Below are 16,484 nucleotides of genomic sequence, written 5' to 3' on the forward strand. Positions count from 1 at the left end.
GCGATAGATTTAGGTATAGATAATTTGATGGCTGTAACTTCAAATCAACCGGGTTTTACTCCTTTGTTGATTAATGGCAGACCGTTAAAAAGCCTAAATCAATTTTATAATCAGCGTCGAGCGAAGTTACAATCTCTCTTAAAAAGCAATCGTCAAAGTTCCCAGAGAATTCGTCGTTTAACCCGTTGCCGTAATCAGAAGATAGATAATTATCTTCACCGAGCTAGTCGTTATTTAGTCAATCTCTTAGTTGCTCAAGATATCACCACTTTAGTAATTGGGAAAAATGACGGTTGGAAACAAGAAGTGAACTTAGGAAAAGTCAACAATCAAAAATTTGTGACCGTTCCTCATGCTCGATTAATTGACAGGATTATTTACAAATGTCAATTAGCCGGAATATCTGTGATTCTTCAAGAAGAATCCTATACATCAGCTTCTAATTTTTTGAATTTAGATCCTCTCCCCGTTTATGGACAGCTCACTGAAAAACCCGTTTTTAGTGGAAAAAGAATTAAACGAGGTTTATATCGTACAAATCAGGGGGTTCTTGTTCAATCTGATGTCTTATGTGCTTACAATATTTTACGAAAAGCATTCCCAAATGCGTTTAACCGCTATGGGATAGAGAGGTGCGTAGTTCACCCAAGGAGAATTAATCTCTCAAAGTAAAAGCGAAGGGAATTTCTGCAATGAAATTTAGTCTGTCTATATTTGACTATACTTTTACCAACTATAAATAGCAGGAGATCAACTCATGCCCTTGAATGTCACCCAAAAACTGATTCAATCTCATCTGGTTTCTGGCAAGATGGAACCTGGTGCAGAAATTGGACTCCGGATCGATCAGTCTTTGACCCAGGATGCCACAGGAACCATGGTCATGCTGGAGTTAGAAGCCATGGGTATTGATCGAGTTAAAACTGAACTTTCAGCACAATACGTCGATCACAATCTCCTGCAAACCGACTATAAAAATGCCGATGATCATCTGTTTTTACGATCCGCCTGTCAACGGTTTGGCGTTTGGTATAGTCGCCCTGGCAATGGTGTCAGCCATCCCGTTCAGATGGAACGCTTTGGTATTCCCGGCAAAACCTTAATCGGTTCTGATAGTCACACCCCAGCCGCAGGTTCCCTGGGAATGCTAGCCTTTGGCGCGGGTGGAATTGATGTCGCCATGGCAATGGCGGGGGAACCCATGTTTGTGAAAATGCCCAGAGTCTTGGGTGTGAAACTTTTGGGGAAATTACCCGATTGGGTTAGTGCCAAAGATGTTGTCCTGGAAATGTTGCGCCGCTACGATGTCCACGGCTGTCGGGGCATGATTATTGAATATTATGGACCCGGACTTGCCCAACTCAGTGCCATGGATCGCCATGTTATCGCCAACATGGGAACGGAAATGGGTGCCACAACCACTGTTTTTCCCTCTGATGCTGAAATTAAGCGATTTTTAGAGGCTCAAGGGCGAGGACAGGATTGGGTAGAACGGGTTGCCGATGAGGACGCTGAATACGATGTCTATGACATGATTAATTTGTCGGAACTGGTTCCCTTAATTGCCTGTCCCAGTAGTCCTGGAAATGTTGTTCCGGTTACCGAAGTGCAGGGACGCCCCGTAAATCAGGTGGTGATTGGTTCCTCAGCAAATCCAGGGTTGCGTGATTTCTGGATAGTCAGCCAAATTGTGAAAGGACAAATTGTTCATGATCGCGTATCCTTTGATGTTAACCCAACCTCCCGCCAGGTGATTGAGAATTTAGCGGCAATGGATGACGCCTTTATGAATTTAATTCATGCTGGGGTACGATTTCATCAGGCAGGCTGTTTAGGTTGTATCGGCATGGGACAAGCACCCGCTTCTGATCAAATCTCTTTACGGACAATGCCGCGTAACTTCCCTGGGCGTTCGGGAACGGCTGATGATCAAGTGTATTTGTGTAGTCCAGAAACGGCTGTAGCGGCGGCTATTACGGGGGAAATCACTGATCCGCGTGAGTTGGAACAGCGTTTTGGTATCACCTATCCCCAATTCATTGCCCCAGAAACGGAAATCATTAATACCGATATGTTAGTGGCTCCGCCAGACAATGGCAGGACAGTGGAACTGGAAAAGGGACCCAATATTAAATCCTTCCCCGAATTTGCCGCTTTACCCAATGACATTTCTGTGCCTGTGCTGTTGAAAGTGAAGGATAATATTTCTACCGATGAAATTTTACCTGCAGGGGCGCGGGTTTTACCTTATCGCAGTAATATCCCCGGAATTAGCCAGTTTGTCTATTACATGAAGGATGAGACATTTTGGCAACGGGCAGAAGCCGCTAAGGAAAAATCTGGGGGACATGTTATTGTTGGCGGAAGTAACTATGCTCAGGGTTCTAGTCGGGAACACGCCGCGATCGCACCCCGTTATTTGGGGCAAGTGGCTGTCTTAGCTAAATCTTATGCCCGGATTGGTTGGCAAAATCTGGTGAATTTTGGAATTATGCCCCTAGAGTTTGTCAATCCTCAGGATTACGACAGTATCAGCGAAGGAGATGAACTGGAAATTATTGGCTTACGGGATGCGTTAGAGGCAGGGCGTTCAATTCCTGTGAAAAACCTAACTAAGGACATCATATATCCCATGACTCATAGCCTGAGTCCCCGTCAGGTAGAAATTATGCTTTGTGGCGGCTTAATCAATCACTTTAAAGCTAAGTCACAAGTTGCTCAATCTGTCAATATCTAAATTTGGGTTAACTGTCCCCTTTTTGGTAGGGAAAAGCTACAGGACAGAAGTTTCAAATAAAAAAGTCCCCTTGGGTTCTAATGGAATTCAATTTTTCCCTACACCCCACACCCTACCTATACCTCAAGTAGCTTGTCACCCTTCAGGTTTTTTTCCACGGAGAGGGGGGGATTCGAACCCCCGATGACCCGAAGGCCATACCGGATTTCGAATCCGGCGCGTTCAACCGCTCCGCCACCTCTCCGGGATGGGGAAGGGAATCTGTAGGCCGCTCCCGGGCCCTTGGCGAGCCGGACAGGTGCCAACAATGTCGCCCCATGGCCCAAGCACCTGAACTCAGTCGTACGGCCGATCGATCGTTGTCCAGGGCGTACTGGTGGATGTTGGGGGTGCCCTCGTTCGCGCTCTTGACCGCATTCGGCGCGCACGTCGCCGTGCCGTTGCCGCCCGATGGCGTTCCGATGACGCTCCAGACGCTATTCGTCGTGCTTGCCGCCCTTTGCCTGGGGCCGCGTGCCGGGTCCATGAGCATGCTGCTGTACATTGGTGCGGGCGTCGTAGGGGTGCCGCTGTTTGCCGAGGAATCCGTCGGGCTGGGCGTGATCCTGGGGCAGACTGGCGGCTACATCGTGGGCTTCCTCGCATGCCAGCCAGTCGTCGGAATGATCGTCAAGGACCGCAATGGGATGCCGCGCGGCTGGCTGGCGATCGTGCTGGCGGTGCTGGCGGCACACATGGTCGTGTTCGCCATCGGCGTGCCCTGGCTTGCCATCGTGCGGGACTTTTCGCTGGGCCGGGCCATCGAAGGCGGCATGGTGCCCTTCCTGCCGGGCATGGTCATCAAGAGCGTCATCGCCGTACTGGTGGGCCTGGCGGTGGCCCCGTGGTGCGTGCGGCGGGTGTGGTGAAGTTTTTTTGAGCGGCGGTGTCGAGTCGGGCGTTGCACGTGCGTCTACATGGGTGAGCCCAAGGCCGCGCCTCCCCTGCGGCCGCGGATCGAACCCTGAGAGGAGCCCATGATGCCGAAGTTCATGCTGTTGTTGTTCGATAACCCCGCCGACTACGCCGACCTGACGCCCGAGCAGATGCAGCAGGTCGTCCGGGAGTACGGTGCCTGGGCCCAGAAGATGGGCAAGGCCGGCAAGCTCGAAGGTGGCGAGAAGCTGGCCGACGAGGGCGGAAAGGTCGTCACCCAGAGCGGCGTGACCGATGGCCCGTTCGCCGAGAGCAAGGAAGTGCTGGGCGGGTACTTTACCATCAATGCGGCTTCATATGACGAGGCCGTCGAGATCGCCCGCAGCAGCCCGCACGTGAAGTATGGCGCCAGCACCCACGTCCGGCAGATCGACGCCCACTGACTCGGGCGGCGTGCCCGAACTGGTCGACCACCTGTTCCGGCACGAGTCCGGCCGGCTGTCGGCGTCGCTCGTAGCGGTGTTCGGGCCGGGCAAGCTCGACCTCATCGAAGACGTGGTGCAGGAAGCGCTCGTCGAGGCGCTGCGGCATTGGCGATTCAGTGGCGTGCCCGACCATCCCGCCGCGTGGCTCACGCAAGTCGCCCGGCGTCGGGCGTTCGATGCGCTGCGGCGGGACGCGACGCTACGAAGGCACGAGCCCAAGCTGCGGGCGTGGGCCGAGCGCAACGCGTATGCACGCGCGCACGACGAGCTGGATGAGCAGGTCCGGCTCATGCTGATGTGCTGCCACCCGGAGTTGCCGCGGGAGCAGCGCATCGCGCTCACGCTCAAGCTCGTCGCGGGCCTGGGCACCGGCGAGATCGCGCGGGCGTTCCTGATCAGCGAATCGGCGGCGGCGCAGCGGCTGGTACGGGCCAAGCGTGCGATCCGCGAGGGCGGCATCTCGATGGAAATGCCCGAACCCGAGGAACTCCGGCCGCGGCTTCGCAGCGTTCTCGAGACGGTGTACCTGCTCTTCAACGAGGGCTATTCGGCGGGCGAGGGCGAGGATGTGATCCAGCGTGATCGTTTGGAGGAGGCTTGCCGCTTGGGCGCAATGCTCGTGCAAGACGAGCGCACGGCCAGTCCCGCGGCCCACGCGCTCCTGGCACTCATGCTCTTTCACGCATCGCGACTGGAAACGAGGAGCGATGCCCAGGGCGCGCTGTTGCTGCTCGAAGACCAGGACCGTTCGCGGTGGGATCGCGACCTCATCTCGCGCGGCTTCCACCACCTGCAATGCTCGGCTGCGGGCGACGAATTGACCGCATACCACCTCGAGGCCGGCATCGCCGCCGTGCATGCGCGGTCGGCCAGCTTCGACCAGACCAACTGGGACGAGATCGTTTCGCTCTATGACATGCTGCGAGAGATCAAGCCCGGGCCGGTGGTGGGGCTGAACAGGGCGGTGGCGATCGCGATGACGCGGGGGACCGACGCCGGGCTCGCCGAGCTGGATTCGATCGGACCGATGGATCGCTACGCCCAGGCGAGCATCGTGCGGGGCGAACTGCTCCGGCGGGCCGGGCGCAACGACGAGGCCCGCGAGCAGTTCGAGCGGGCGTTGGCGATGCCGTGCTCGAAGCCGCAGCGGGCTCTGGTGAATCGAAAGCTGAAGGCGATGGCTCAGCGGCGGTAGTGGGAGGCCACCTTGGCGATTGCCTGGCCGATCCTGGTCACCGTCGGCCCGTCGAGCTCGTGGTGCATGGGCAGGCAGAAGACCTTGCTGGCCAGCCGTTCGGCGACGGGCGGGTGACCGCCGGACTGCGCGTTGACGTAGTCCTTGAACGCCGGCTGGTGGGTCAGCGAGCGCGGGTAGTGGATGGCCGTGGGCACGCCCTCGGCGTTCAGAGCCTTGACGAACGTATCGCGGTCGCAGGTGAACTGGTCCAGATCGAGCTTGGCGGTGTAGAGGTGCCACGCCGCGTCGGCGCCCTTGGTGCGGCCGGGGGCCAGCACGCCGTCGATCTCGCCGAGCACCTTGTCGTACTGGTCGGCCGCGGCCCGGCGGGCGTTGGTCTCCTCGCGCAGGCGGTCGAGGCGCGAGCAGCCGATGGCGCCGGTGATGTCGTTCATGCGGTAATTGAAGCCGATGCGCTCGTGCAGGTACTTGTCGGTTTCGCCGTGGCTGCGCATGAGCTCGATGTCGCGCTTGAGCGTGTCGTCGTTGACGGTCACCATGCCGCCCTCGCCGGTGCCCAGGTTCTTGGTGGCGTAGAACGAGTAGGTGCACGCGTCGCCGAACTCGCCGATGCCGTCCCCGTCGATCGTCGCCAGATGGCTCTGGGCGCAGTCGTAGACGACCTTGAGGTCCTTGGCCTTGGCCAGTTCCTGCACGGCCTTGATGTCCACCGGCATGCCGTAGAGGTGCGTGGCGGCGATGCCCCTGGTCTTGCTGGTCACCTTGCGGGCGGCGTCCTGGACGTCGATCTGCATCGTGTCCTCGAGGGCGTCGACCCAGACGGGGATCAATCCCTCGGCCACCAGCATGCTGGCGGTGGCGATGTAGGTCCACGCGGGCACGAGCACCTCGTCGCCGCGCTGAAACAGGCTGCGGTAGGCAAGCTGCAGGGCGCAGGTGCCGTTGGCGCAGGTCAGGCCGTGCCGGGCGCCGCTGGCCTTGGCGAAGCGCTCCTCGAGCTCGGCGCACTTGGTCGAGGCCCGCAGCATGCCGCTCTTGAGGACCTCGTGGGCGGCTTCGACGTCCTGGGGCATGAGCTGGGGGCGCATGAACGCGACGGGCGAGTCGAAGGTGGGGGCGCCGCCGTCGAGTGCGAGCTTTGAGGCCGTGGCCTGGGTCATCAGTCTCTCCTGGAGCCGTGTCGAGAACCGTCCGTGGATTCGGATGAGAATGCTAGGAACCCGGCCCGGGCCGATGCCGCGGCCGGCGGGGGTTCCCCGGTTTTCCTAGACTGGCCGCCTATGGCTCCAGAACCTCCACCGCACGCCGACCCCCACCCGGAGATCGACCGCATCCTCATCGACCGCACGCGCATCGCCAGCCGCGTGGTCGAGCTGGGCACGCAGATCGCCAGCGACGCCGAGCTGGACCGCGGGGCCGACCGGCTGGTCGTCGTGCCCGTCCTGACCGGGGCGCTGGTCTTCGCCGCCGATCTGGTGCGCTCGATGCCCATGCGATTGCGTCTGGAACTCATCCAGGCCAGCAGCTACCCCGGCACGGCAACCAAGAGCCAGGGCGTGACGCTGGGCAGCGGGCCGACCGACGAACTGAAGGACGCCCACGTGCTCATCGTCGACGACATCTTCGACAGCGGCCGCACGCTGGCGGCGGTGAAGCAGCTGGTGCAGGCGACCGGCCCGGCCAGCGTGCGCACGGCCGTGCTGCTTCGAAAGGAAGTCGAGCGCGCCCCCGACCTGCCGCCCCAGAGCGAGCCGGACTACGTGGGCTTCGACGTGCCCGACGCCTTCGTCGTGGGCTACGGGCTGGACTACGACGGGTGGTACCGCAACCTGCCGAATATCGCCGTGCTCAGGGCATAGACGATCACGCCGCGGGGAGCGCGCCCTCGCGCCCGCCGCGGCGTGGTAGGAAGTTCCGCCCGCGAACCGAACCGGCCTCAGGCCGCTCCGGAATCGGGCGTCTTGGCCTCGCTCGCCTCGGCCACCACCGGCTCGGTGGACAGCTGCCCATCGGTGCCGTAGTACACCGTCGAGGCGTCGCTCCACTCGCCCGCGTTGCCGTTGGTGCGGCGCGCGCGGACGCGATAACTGACGCTCGCCACGCCGCGAGGAACCTCCGTGTCCTCGAAGCGCTTATTATCTTCGGCCAGCCCGACGAACTCCCAGGGCGACACAACATTGCCCAGGGTCGTCGTGCGGCGCTGCACCTCGTAGACGCACCCGCCCCCGCTGCGCAGCTTGAAGCCGAATAAAACATTGCCCCCCGGACGAACGCGCGTCGTCACGGCCGTGGCCGCCGGCGGCGCGGGCCGCTCGCTCGGAGTCTTCGGCTCGGGCAAACCGGCGCGTGCGTACACGTCCGGGTCGCCCGAGCTCTTGGCGAACGAATCGATCGAGTCGAACATGCTGCCCAGCTGCCCCTTGATCGACCCGAAGGAAGAATCCTTCTCGTCGATCGCCGAGCGGTAGGCGGTGCGCTTGGCCTTGGCCGAAGCCAACTTACTTTCCCCGTCGGTGACGAGCGCCGCCAGGTCCTGGACCTGCTGCAACGTGACGCCGATGTCCGGCGGCCCTGCCTGGCCGCCCTCCCACAGCGTCACGTGCTCGCGTGCCCAGAGAATGAAGGCGTCGTCGTTGACGGGATACTTCGTGCTCATGATGAGCGCCCCTTTCCGCGGCGCCGTGCCGCGTGGAACCATGGCCGGGCCGCGGCACACGCCGCCGTCGCCCGCCCGATGGAGGGGTCATCGAAACAATCGAGGGGCCGGTTGAGTCGGATGTGCGGATTCCGCGGATTTTGTCGCCGGCGCCCTCCGACCGTCCGAGAACGGGCCGGGGCCGGGGGACGTTCTTATGTTTGGTTCTTACACGGAGAATCGGCCCTGCCGGCTCGTCAGGGCCGTTGCACACGCCGCCAACCCGAACAAAAATAAGGCAAAAGGACCGCGAAACGTCATTTTGCGGCCCCGAGATGCGATCTTGCGGCTCCGAAACGCGATCCCGCGGCCCCGGAAGGCAACGTCGCGGCTCCAAGACCTGATGTTGCGGCTCCAGGATCCCGTGGTGCGGTCTGGCCATGCCATCCCACGGCCCCGAAAGGGCATCCCGCGGCCCCAGGCCCCCGTCTTGCGGCTCCAAAAGGGGGCGCCGGGACCGCAACCCAACGCATGATGGCCGGGTAACGCACGAAGAACGCGCACGGGGCCGGCGATCGGCCTCGTGATCGTGTCGGTCTTCGGTTATCCTGACCCGGAGAAGGAGAACCCCATGCCCGCGACCACGAGAACCGCCTCTATCCTGGCCGCCTGCGGCCTGGCCGCGGCGTGTGCCCCCGCCTTGGCCCAGACGTTCCCGGCCGAGCTGCACGTCGAGGACCTGGACGGCGGCAACGGCTTCGCCGTCGACGGCGTCCCCGCTGCGCCCGGGCTGGGGCGGAGCGTCTCGAACGCGGGCGACGTCAACGGCGACGGCGTGGACGACTTTATCGTCGCCCGGGCCAACGGCGCCGGGCTGGGGGCGACCTACGTCGTCTTCGGCGATGCGGGCGGCTTCCCGGCGGTGATCGACGTAGAGGACCTGGACGGCGCCAATGGCTTTCGCATCGACGGCTTCGAGCCCGCCGACGTCGAGGGCCGCAGCGTGGCCCGCGCGGGCGACGTCAACGGCGACGGCGTCGACGACATCATCATCGGCAACGCGCGGGCGGCCGGTGGCGATGGCCGGGCCTCGGTGGTGTTCGGCCGGGCGATGGGGTCCGGGGGATTTCCGGCCGTGGTGGACCTAGCCGACCTCGATGGCGGCGACGGCTTCACCCTGCTGGGTGAAGCGGGCTTTGGCTACGGGGTGGGCAACGCCGTCGCCGGCGCGGGCGACGTCAACGGCGACGGCATCGACGACGTCATCGTCGGCTCGGACGACTACTACGGCGCGTGGCGGGACAGCGGCCGGGCCCACGTCATCTTCGGCCGCACGACCGGCTTCGACGCCACGATCCCCATCGGCGCGGCCGGTGGGTTCGCGGTGATCGGCGAGGGCTACCGGGCGCACCTGGGCCGGTCGGTCGCGGCGGCGGGCGACATCAACGGCGACGGCCTGGGCGACGTGATCATCGGCTCGACGGACTGGGGCGGGCATCCGTATTACTCTGTTGAACGGGCGGGCGCGGCCTACGTCATCTACGGCCGCGCCGGGACGCCCTCGGGCACGATCTCCATCGCCCGCCTGTCGGGGCTGGGCTTCGAGATCCGCGGCCAGTTCGATTTCGAGAACTTCGGCGAGGCGGTCGCCTCGGCGGGCGACCTCAACGGCGACGGCGTGGACGACGTGATCATCGGCGTGCGCGACGCCTTCCGGGTGGGCAACAGCGGCGCGGCCTGGGTCATCTATGGCCGCGGACCCGGCGAGCCGTCCTTCCCCGAACTGTTGTTGACCGAGGGCCTTGCGGCCAGCGACGGCGCCCGGTTCGATGGCCAGTTCTCGGGGGACCAGACCGGCCGGTCGGTGGCGCCGCTGGGGGACATCAACGGCGATGGGCTGGACGACGTGGCCATCGGCGCCTGGGGCTGGGGCGCGACCTACCCCAGCGAGTTCGGCGCGGCGTACGTCGTGTACGGCCGCTCAGACGACTTCCCTTCCCGGGTGCTGCTCGAAGACCTCGGCGGCGAAGCGGGCTTTCGCATCCGCGGCGAGAACCCCAGCGACGAGCTTGGCTGGTCGGTCTCGTCGGCGGGCGACGTCAACGGCGATGGCGCCCGCGACATCCTGGTTGGCGCCCCCGGGGCCATCGAGAGCGGCGGCATCGGCGCCGGTCGGGCCTACGTGATTTATGGCCAGAGCGGCGCATGCCCGGCCGACGTGGACGGCGACGGCGAGCTGACACTGTTCGACTTCCTCGCCTTCCAGAACCTCTTCGACGCCGGCGACCCCCGCGCCGACTTCGACGCCGACGGCAGCCTCACCCTCTTCGACTTCCTGGCCTTCCAGAACGCCTTCGACGCCGGCTGCCCGTAGGACCCGTCGCGGCCCGTGGCCGCCCGGATCGCACCCCGGTACGCTCCCCGCGGGAGGCTCGCCATGCATCGACGCCGTGCGAACGTGGCCGTGTTGGGGGCGCCGGCCTTCGAGGGGGCCCTGGTCCTGGCGCTGGCGTGCGTGCTCGCCGCGGCCGCCCCGGCGGCGGGCCAGCGGTGCGATCCCGGCGGGCTGTTCGAGGCCCAGGTGCGCTACGCCGCGGGCGATGGGGCCGATTGCGTGGCCCTGGGCGACCTGGACGGCGACGGCGACCTGGACGTGGTCGTCTCCAACCGCTACTCGGACGACGTAAGCGTGCTGAGGGGCCTGGGCGACGGCACGTTCGGGCCGCAGCGCCGCCTGCCGGTGGGCGCGTTTCCCCTGTGCGTGGCGCTGGGCGACCTGGACGGCGACGGCGCGCTGGACGCGATGGTCGCCAACGAGTTCTCCGATGATTGCAGCGTGCTCATGGGACGCGGCGACGGCACGTTCGAGCCGCAGCGCCGCGTGGCGGCCGGCGGTGGGCCGCTGAGCATCGCCCTGGCCGACGTCGACGGCGATGGCGCGCTGGATGCGGTCGTCGCCAACGTCTTCTCCGACGATTGCAGCGTCTTGATGGGCCTGGGCGACGGCACGTTCGGGCCGCAGCGACGCTTCGACGCGGGCGACTATCCCCTGGCCGTGGCGCTGGGCGACCTCGACGCCGACGGCGTGCTCGACGCGGTGGTGGCTAACCTGGGCAGCGGCGACGTGAGCGTGCTGCTCGGCCTGGGCGACGGGGCGTTCGGGCCCCAGCGGCGCTTTGCGGTTGGCCAAGCGCCCTACGCGCTCGCGCTGGGCGACCTCAACGCCGACGGCGCGCTGGACGTGGTGGCGGCGAACTTCCAGTCGGGCGATGCGAGCGTCCTGATGGGCCTGGGCGACGGCGCGCTGGCCGCCCAGCAACGCGTTGCCGCGGGCTTCGAGCCGGCCAGCGTGGCGCTGGGCGAATTCAACGGCGACGGCGTGCTCGATGCGTTGGTGGCCAACAGCGGCTCGAACGACGCGAGCCTCCTGCTTGGCGTGGGCGGCGGCGCGTTCGAGCCGCAGCGCCGCGTGGCGACGGGCCTGGGCCCCCGCGGCGTGACGCTGGCGGACGTCAACGCCGACGGCGCGCCCGACGCGATGATCGCCTGCGTGCGCTCGGACGAGCTGAGCGTGCTGCTGGGCCGGTGCGTGCCCAACCAGCCCTGCCCGCCGGACCTGGACGGCGACGGTGCGCTGACGATCTTCGACTACCTTGCCTTCCAGAATCTCTTCGACGCCGGCGACGCCCAGGCCGACTTCGACGGCGACGGCCGGCTGACGATCTTCGACTTCCTGGCCTTCCAGAACGCCTTCGACGCGGGGTGCCCGTAGGGGCGGATGGCGGGCTAGTCCTCGGTCAGCCATGCCTCCAGGCCGTCCAGGTCCAGCGGCTTGCTGAACAAGGGGGCCTGGGCGTGCTGCTCGGGCAGGTCCTCGGCGTTGTAGCCGGTGACGAAGGCGAAGGGCACGTTCCGCTCGCGCAGCCGATCGGCCACGGGGTAGACCATCGTGCCGTCCAGGTCGATGTCCAGCAGGGCCACCTCGGGCGTGTGTTGCTCGAGCAGTTCGAGGGCGGCGTCGACCGTAGCCACCGGGCCGAGCACCTCGAAGCCAAGCTCGCGCAGGAACACCGTCATCGAGCGTGCGATGACCGAGTTGTCCTCGACGTACAGCAGCGGCGGCGCGGGCTCGCTCGCCCCGTCCGCGTCTGCATCTGCGGCGGCCGCGCCGTCCGGTGCGGCGCGATTGGCGGTGCGCTGGAGCTGGAGCGGCGTCAGCGGCTTCTTCGTCCGCGCCGGCAGGGGTGGGGGCGCGCCCGTGTCGGTATGGCGGAGCGGGAACCAGATGCGGGCGGTCAGCCCATCGGGCTCGTATTCGAACGAGACTTCGCCCTCGAGCTCGTACGCGAGCATGTCGCGGATCATCTGGCTGCCGAAGCCCTCGGGCTTTACGCCCTCCAGGCGAGGCCCGCCGCGCTCGGTCCAGGTGATCTCCACGCCCTCGGCCTCACGAGGCGACACGATGCGCCACGCCACGCGGAGCCGCCCCTGGTGCGACGAGAGGGCGCCGTACTTGGCGGCGTTGGTGGCCATCTCGTGGATGGCCATGTGCAGCGAGAGCGCGCTCTTGGGCTTGACGGCCAGCTTGGGGCCTTCCATCTCCAGGGCATCGGCCGACCCGACGCGCGGTTCGAGCTCGCTGGCGATAATGTCGCCGATGTTGGCCCCCCGCCAGTCGCTGCGCGTCAGCAGCGAATGGGCCACGCCCATCGACGTCAGGCGGTCGGCGAAGGCCTTGCGGAAGGCTTCCAATGACGGCGCGTTGCGGGCCGTGACGCGGGCCAGGGCCTGGACCGAGGCGAGGGTGTTCTTTACCCGATGGTTCAGTTCGCTCATCACCAGCCGGAGGTGGGCCTCGCTGCGTTTGCGTTCGGTGATGTCCGTCGAGATGCCGCACACCGCGTAGATCTGCCCCGAGGCGGTCCGCAGGGGGAACTTCTGGGAGATGAACGACACGGTCTTGCCGTCGATCTCGATGTGTTCCTCGAACTCGATCGGTTCGCCGTGCTTGGCCACCTCGGCGTCGTTGCTTCGATACAACTCGGCCAGTTCCCGGCTGGGGGCGATGTCGTCGTCGCGTTTGCCCAGCGGCTGGCCGTGCTCGACGCCGAGGGCCCGGGCATGCGCAGCATTGCTGAGGATGAACCGACCTTGAAGATCCTTGGCATAGATCGCCGCGGGCGCGTTGTCGATGATCGACTGCAGCTTGCGCTGGCTCTCTTCGACCTCGCGGCCGGCCGCCAGGCGCTGGATCGCCACGCCCAGGACGTTGGCCATTTGTTGCACGAAGGCGACCTGGTGCTCGTCGAAGGCCTTCGTTTGTGTCGAATGCACGCCCAGCACGCCGAAAGGCTGTCCGCCCGAGCCCACGATGACGACGCTGATGCCGCTGCCGACCTCGTGGTCGGCCAAGAGTTCGGGCCCGCTGAAGCGTGTCTCGCCCGAAAGGTCGGTGACCACCACGGGGCCGGATGCCTCGAGCGTGTAGCCGGCCTGGCTGCTGCGGTCATTGGGCACCATCGCCTTGCCGACGAGGCCTTCCTGCCAGCCCACGCCCGCAATGAGGCGCATGCTGCTGCGGTCCTCGGTGAGCTCGAGCACCTTACACAGCGGACAGCCGAGCGTGTGGGCGACGACATAGACCGCGTGGTCGGCCAACACTTTGAAGTCATTCTCGCGGAGGGCCAGCACGCCCGCCTCGGCTGCCGCCCGCTGCTGCTCGCGCTGGGCGGTCAGGGCGGCGGTGAGGTCCTTCAGGCGGGTGACCTGCGAGAACGTGACGACCACGCCATCGATGCGATCGTCGGCGGTGCGGTAGGGCAGGATGCGACGCAAGTACCAGGCGCCGTCCTCGTCCTGGATTTCCTTCTCGACCGGCGCCAGGCCATCGATCACGCGCTGGGCGTCATCGAGCATGCCGTCGTCGATGCACACGCCCTTGAGGTCACGGATCGGCCGACCGATGTCGCTCTCGATGACGCTGAGTAGCTTGCGCGCCTCGGGCGTGTAGCGACGGATGCAGAAGTTGCGGTCGAGAAAGATGGCGGGCAGCTTGGTGCTGTGCAGCAGGTTGGCGATGTCGGCGTGGGCTTCCTGGAGTTCTTCGAGCTTCTCGCGGAGCTGGCTGTTGACGGTGATGAGCTCTTCGTTCACGCTGCGGAGCTCTTCGGACTGGGTCTCCAGCTCCTCGTTGGTCGACTGGAGTTCCTCGTTCATCGTCATCGACTCTTCGTTGCTCGTGCGCAGCTCTTCGTTGGCCTGCTCGAGCTCTTCGACGGTCGACTGCAGATCATTCCGAAGGGCTTCGACCTCTCGGTTGAGTTCCTCGGTGACGGTGTCCATGCCCGGATCGCTGCTGGCATCGGCGTCGCTCGCTTCACCTAGCTCGAACGTAACGGCCAGCAGATCGTCGCCAAGTTCGGTCGATGCGCACGGCGTGACGATGACCTCGTAGGCCCGCCGCTCGCCACCGCGCGTGTACAGAGTGCCCTGGGTCACGATGCGCTCGCGCGACCGTGAGGCCCGGTACACCGCCGCGCGGATGCGGGTCCGCGGCTCCTCACGCACCATCTCGATGAGGGTCATACGCCCCGCGCCGCTCGGCAGGTCGAGGAACTCGATGAGATCGCCGTGGAGGTACACGACCTGATGCTCACCATTGATGAGCACGCTGGGCGGCGTCGACGCCTGAGCCAGCAGTCGCAGCGAGGCCAACTCGCCGCTGCGTTGCTCGCTGCGGCGTTGCATCGTGGGTGAGGGGTGGGCCACTGGTTCGAAGCGGCGGCCGACGAACGCCGGCGTTCCCGGCGTGTCGTGCTTGCGCTGGGTTTCCAATCGCTGATAGAGGCGCCAGCGCTTGTCGATTACGCGGAAGTGGCTGGCGGTCTGGCCGAGGGCCTCGGAGGGACCCAGCAGGAGGTAGCCCTGGGGCCGCAGCGCGAAATGAAAGCCCGAGAGCGCGGTTTCCTGGGCCTCACGCCGCAGGTAGATCAGCAGATTCCGGCAACTGACCAGGTGCAGCCTCGAAAATGGCGGGTCGCTCAGCAGATTGTGCGTGGCGAACGACACCAAGTCGCGCACGGGCTGGCGGACGCGGAACATCCCCGGAGTATCCAACTGATCGAAGTGGGCCTCGCGACGTTCTTTGCTCACGTTGGACAGGCACGCTTCGGGATAGACCGCGGCGCGTGCCTGCTGGATGGCTTCCTGGTCGACGTCGGTGGCGAAGACCTGGATGGCGATGTCGGCATCCGCCGATCGCGTCTGGCGATGCTCCAACAACGCGATGGCCAGCGAGTACGCCTCCTCCCCGGTGGCGCACCCGGGCGCCCAGACGCGGATGACGCGCTCGTCGTCTGGGTCGTTCGACACGGCCTCGAAGATGCGCGGAATGGCGCGAACCGAGAGCGCCTGGAAGGCCTCGGGATCTCGGAAGAAGTCCGTGACGCTGATGTGCACGTCGCGGGCGAGTTCCTGGAGCTCGGTGAGATCCTGCTCGATGAGGTCGCGATAGTCCGATATCGCGGTGATGTGGCGCAGCCCCATCCGCCGCTGCACACGCCGGGCGAGGGTTGACATCTTGTACAGCGTCAGGTCGATGCCCAGCTTGTTGCGGAGCAAGTCGAAGACCTCGTGGATTTCGGCGGGGACGTCGTCGTTTTCTTCGGGACGCTGCTGCTCGCCCGTTGTTCCGAGTTCTCCTGATCTCCGATCACCGCCGTCTTCCGCCGTCCCGGCCATCTCGCCGGAGCCGTCGCCGCTGACATACGGGTGGTCGAGGAACCGCTGGATGGCCTCGGGAATCTCGTGAATCTCCAGCACGAGATCGGCCACGCCATGATCGACCGCGCTGCGGGGCATGCCCTCGTAAGCAGCGGTCTCGGGATCCTGAGCGATCGTGAACCCGCCGGCTGCCTTGATGGCGCGCAATCCGTTGGTGCCATCGCTGCCCGTGCCGCTCAGCACCACGCCAATGGCGCTGCGACCGAAGGACTCGGCCAGTGACCGGAACAGGTGGTCAATGGCAAGGCGCCCGCCGCGTTCGCCCGAGGGTGTGTCGAGCCTGAGGGCGTTGCCATCGATGGTCAGGAAGCGATTTGGTGGAATGATGTAGACGCATCCCGCCTGCACGCGCTCATCTGGCTGGGCTTCTTTCACCTCCAGCGAGGTCTTGCGCGACAGCAGGTCGGCCATCATGCTCTCATGCGTCGGATCGAGGTGCTGCACGCACACCCATGCGACGCGCAGATCGCTGGGGATGTTCGAAAGCAACTGAGAGAATGCTTCCAGGCCTCCCGCGGAGGCTCCGACGCCGACGACGATGAGCGGCTCTGTCGACATGGAACTCTCCGGGCGGATGGGCCGGCGACATCGCGCCGTGCCCCAGATGTACCCCGATCATGGTACCACGCCGGCTGGCTGTCAGAGCCACCAAATTAGAATCAGATCGAGGTTTCACGGAACCACCCCAGCATCGCCTTGCGACAAGTCTGAGGTAACGCTGCCCAGCGTGGC

Annotated in this window: 11 protein-coding genes and 1 tRNA gene; 8 read left to right on the forward strand and 4 right to left on the reverse strand. The window is 64.4% G+C overall.

Features of this window, described 5'->3' with window-relative positions; translation table 11 throughout:
- Positions 1-672: transposase (locus RIE32_11445; protein ID MEQ9096865.1), on the forward strand; the 672-nt coding region annotated here is incomplete at its 5' end.
- 85 nt (positions 673-757) lie between these two features.
- On the forward strand, positions 758-2,737 hold the full coding sequence (locus tag RIE32_11450; GenBank protein MEQ9096866.1) for an aconitate hydratase: 1,980 nt from the start codon (positions 758-760) through the stop codon (positions 2,735-2,737).
- Positions 2,738-2,894: 157 nt separating this feature from the next.
- On the opposite strand, the gene RIE32_11455 is transcribed toward RIE32_11450, so the two are convergent.
- Positions 2,895-2,981: transfer RNA gene (locus RIE32_11455), tRNA-Ser, on the reverse strand.
- Between the two features lie 73 nt (positions 2,982-3,054).
- On the opposite strand from RIE32_11455, the gene RIE32_11460 reads away from it, so the two are divergent.
- The 3 genes from RIE32_11460 to RIE32_11470 all read left to right on the forward strand — a co-directional run bounded on the left by RIE32_11460 (position 3,055) and on the right by RIE32_11470 (position 5,332).
- Positions 3,055-3,645: a biotin transporter BioY gene (locus RIE32_11460; protein ID MEQ9096867.1), complete on the forward strand. Its 591-nt coding sequence runs from the start codon at positions 3,055-3,057 to the stop codon at positions 3,643-3,645.
- A gap of 111 nt (positions 3,646-3,756) precedes the next feature.
- A complete protein-coding gene (locus tag RIE32_11465) occupies positions 3,757-4,095 on the forward strand; it encodes a YciI family protein (protein MEQ9096868.1) in 339 nt (112 codons plus the stop codon).
- Between the two features lie 10 nt (positions 4,096-4,105).
- Positions 4,106-5,332 carry a sigma-70 family RNA polymerase sigma factor gene (locus RIE32_11470; protein ID MEQ9096869.1) on the forward strand — a complete coding sequence of 409 codons (1,227 nt, stop codon included), beginning with the start codon at positions 4,106-4,108 and terminating at the stop codon, positions 5,330-5,332.
- Here RIE32_11470 and RIE32_11475 read toward each other — a convergent pair.
- Positions 5,320-6,495 (reverse strand): DegT/DnrJ/EryC1/StrS family aminotransferase, encoded by a 1,176-nt coding sequence (locus tag RIE32_11475; protein ID MEQ9096870.1) that lies wholly within the window; start codon positions 6,493-6,495, stop codon positions 5,320-5,322. The genes RIE32_11470 and RIE32_11475 overlap by 13 nt on opposite strands.
- Before the next feature lie 120 nt (positions 6,496-6,615).
- Here RIE32_11475 and hpt point away from each other — a divergent pair, with 120 nt between their 5' ends.
- Positions 6,616-7,194 carry a hypoxanthine phosphoribosyltransferase gene (hpt, locus tag RIE32_11480; protein MEQ9096871.1) on the forward strand — a complete coding sequence of 193 codons (579 nt, stop codon included), beginning with the start codon at positions 6,616-6,618 and terminating at the stop codon, positions 7,192-7,194.
- Between the two features lie 77 nt (positions 7,195-7,271).
- Here hpt and RIE32_11485 read toward each other — a convergent pair whose 3' ends face one another.
- Complete coding sequence (locus RIE32_11485; GenBank protein MEQ9096872.1) at positions 7,272-7,991, reverse strand: hypothetical protein; 720 nt, start codon at positions 7,989-7,991, stop codon at positions 7,272-7,274.
- A gap of 610 nt (positions 7,992-8,601) precedes the next feature.
- Between RIE32_11485 and RIE32_11490 the strand changes: the two genes are divergently transcribed.
- Complete coding sequence (locus tag RIE32_11490; GenBank protein ID MEQ9096873.1) at positions 8,602-10,344, forward strand: VCBS repeat-containing protein; 1,743 nt, start codon at positions 8,602-8,604, stop codon at positions 10,342-10,344.
- Positions 10,345-10,407: 63 nt separating this feature from the next.
- Positions 10,408-11,742, forward strand: coding sequence for an FG-GAP-like repeat-containing protein (locus RIE32_11495; protein MEQ9096874.1), 1,335 nt, complete (start codon positions 10,408-10,410; stop codon positions 11,740-11,742).
- Positions 11,743-11,756: 14 nt separating this feature from the next.
- On the opposite strand, the gene RIE32_11500 is transcribed toward RIE32_11495, so the two are convergent.
- On the reverse strand, positions 11,757-16,310 hold the full coding sequence (locus tag RIE32_11500; protein MEQ9096875.1) for a chemotaxis protein CheB: 4,554 nt from the start codon (positions 16,308-16,310) through the stop codon (positions 11,757-11,759).
- Positions 16,311-16,484 lie beyond the last annotated feature (174 nt).

The organism is Phycisphaerales bacterium, assembly GCA_040221175.1.
Classification (GTDB): domain Bacteria; phylum Planctomycetota; class Phycisphaerae; order Phycisphaerales; family UBA1924; genus JAHCJI01.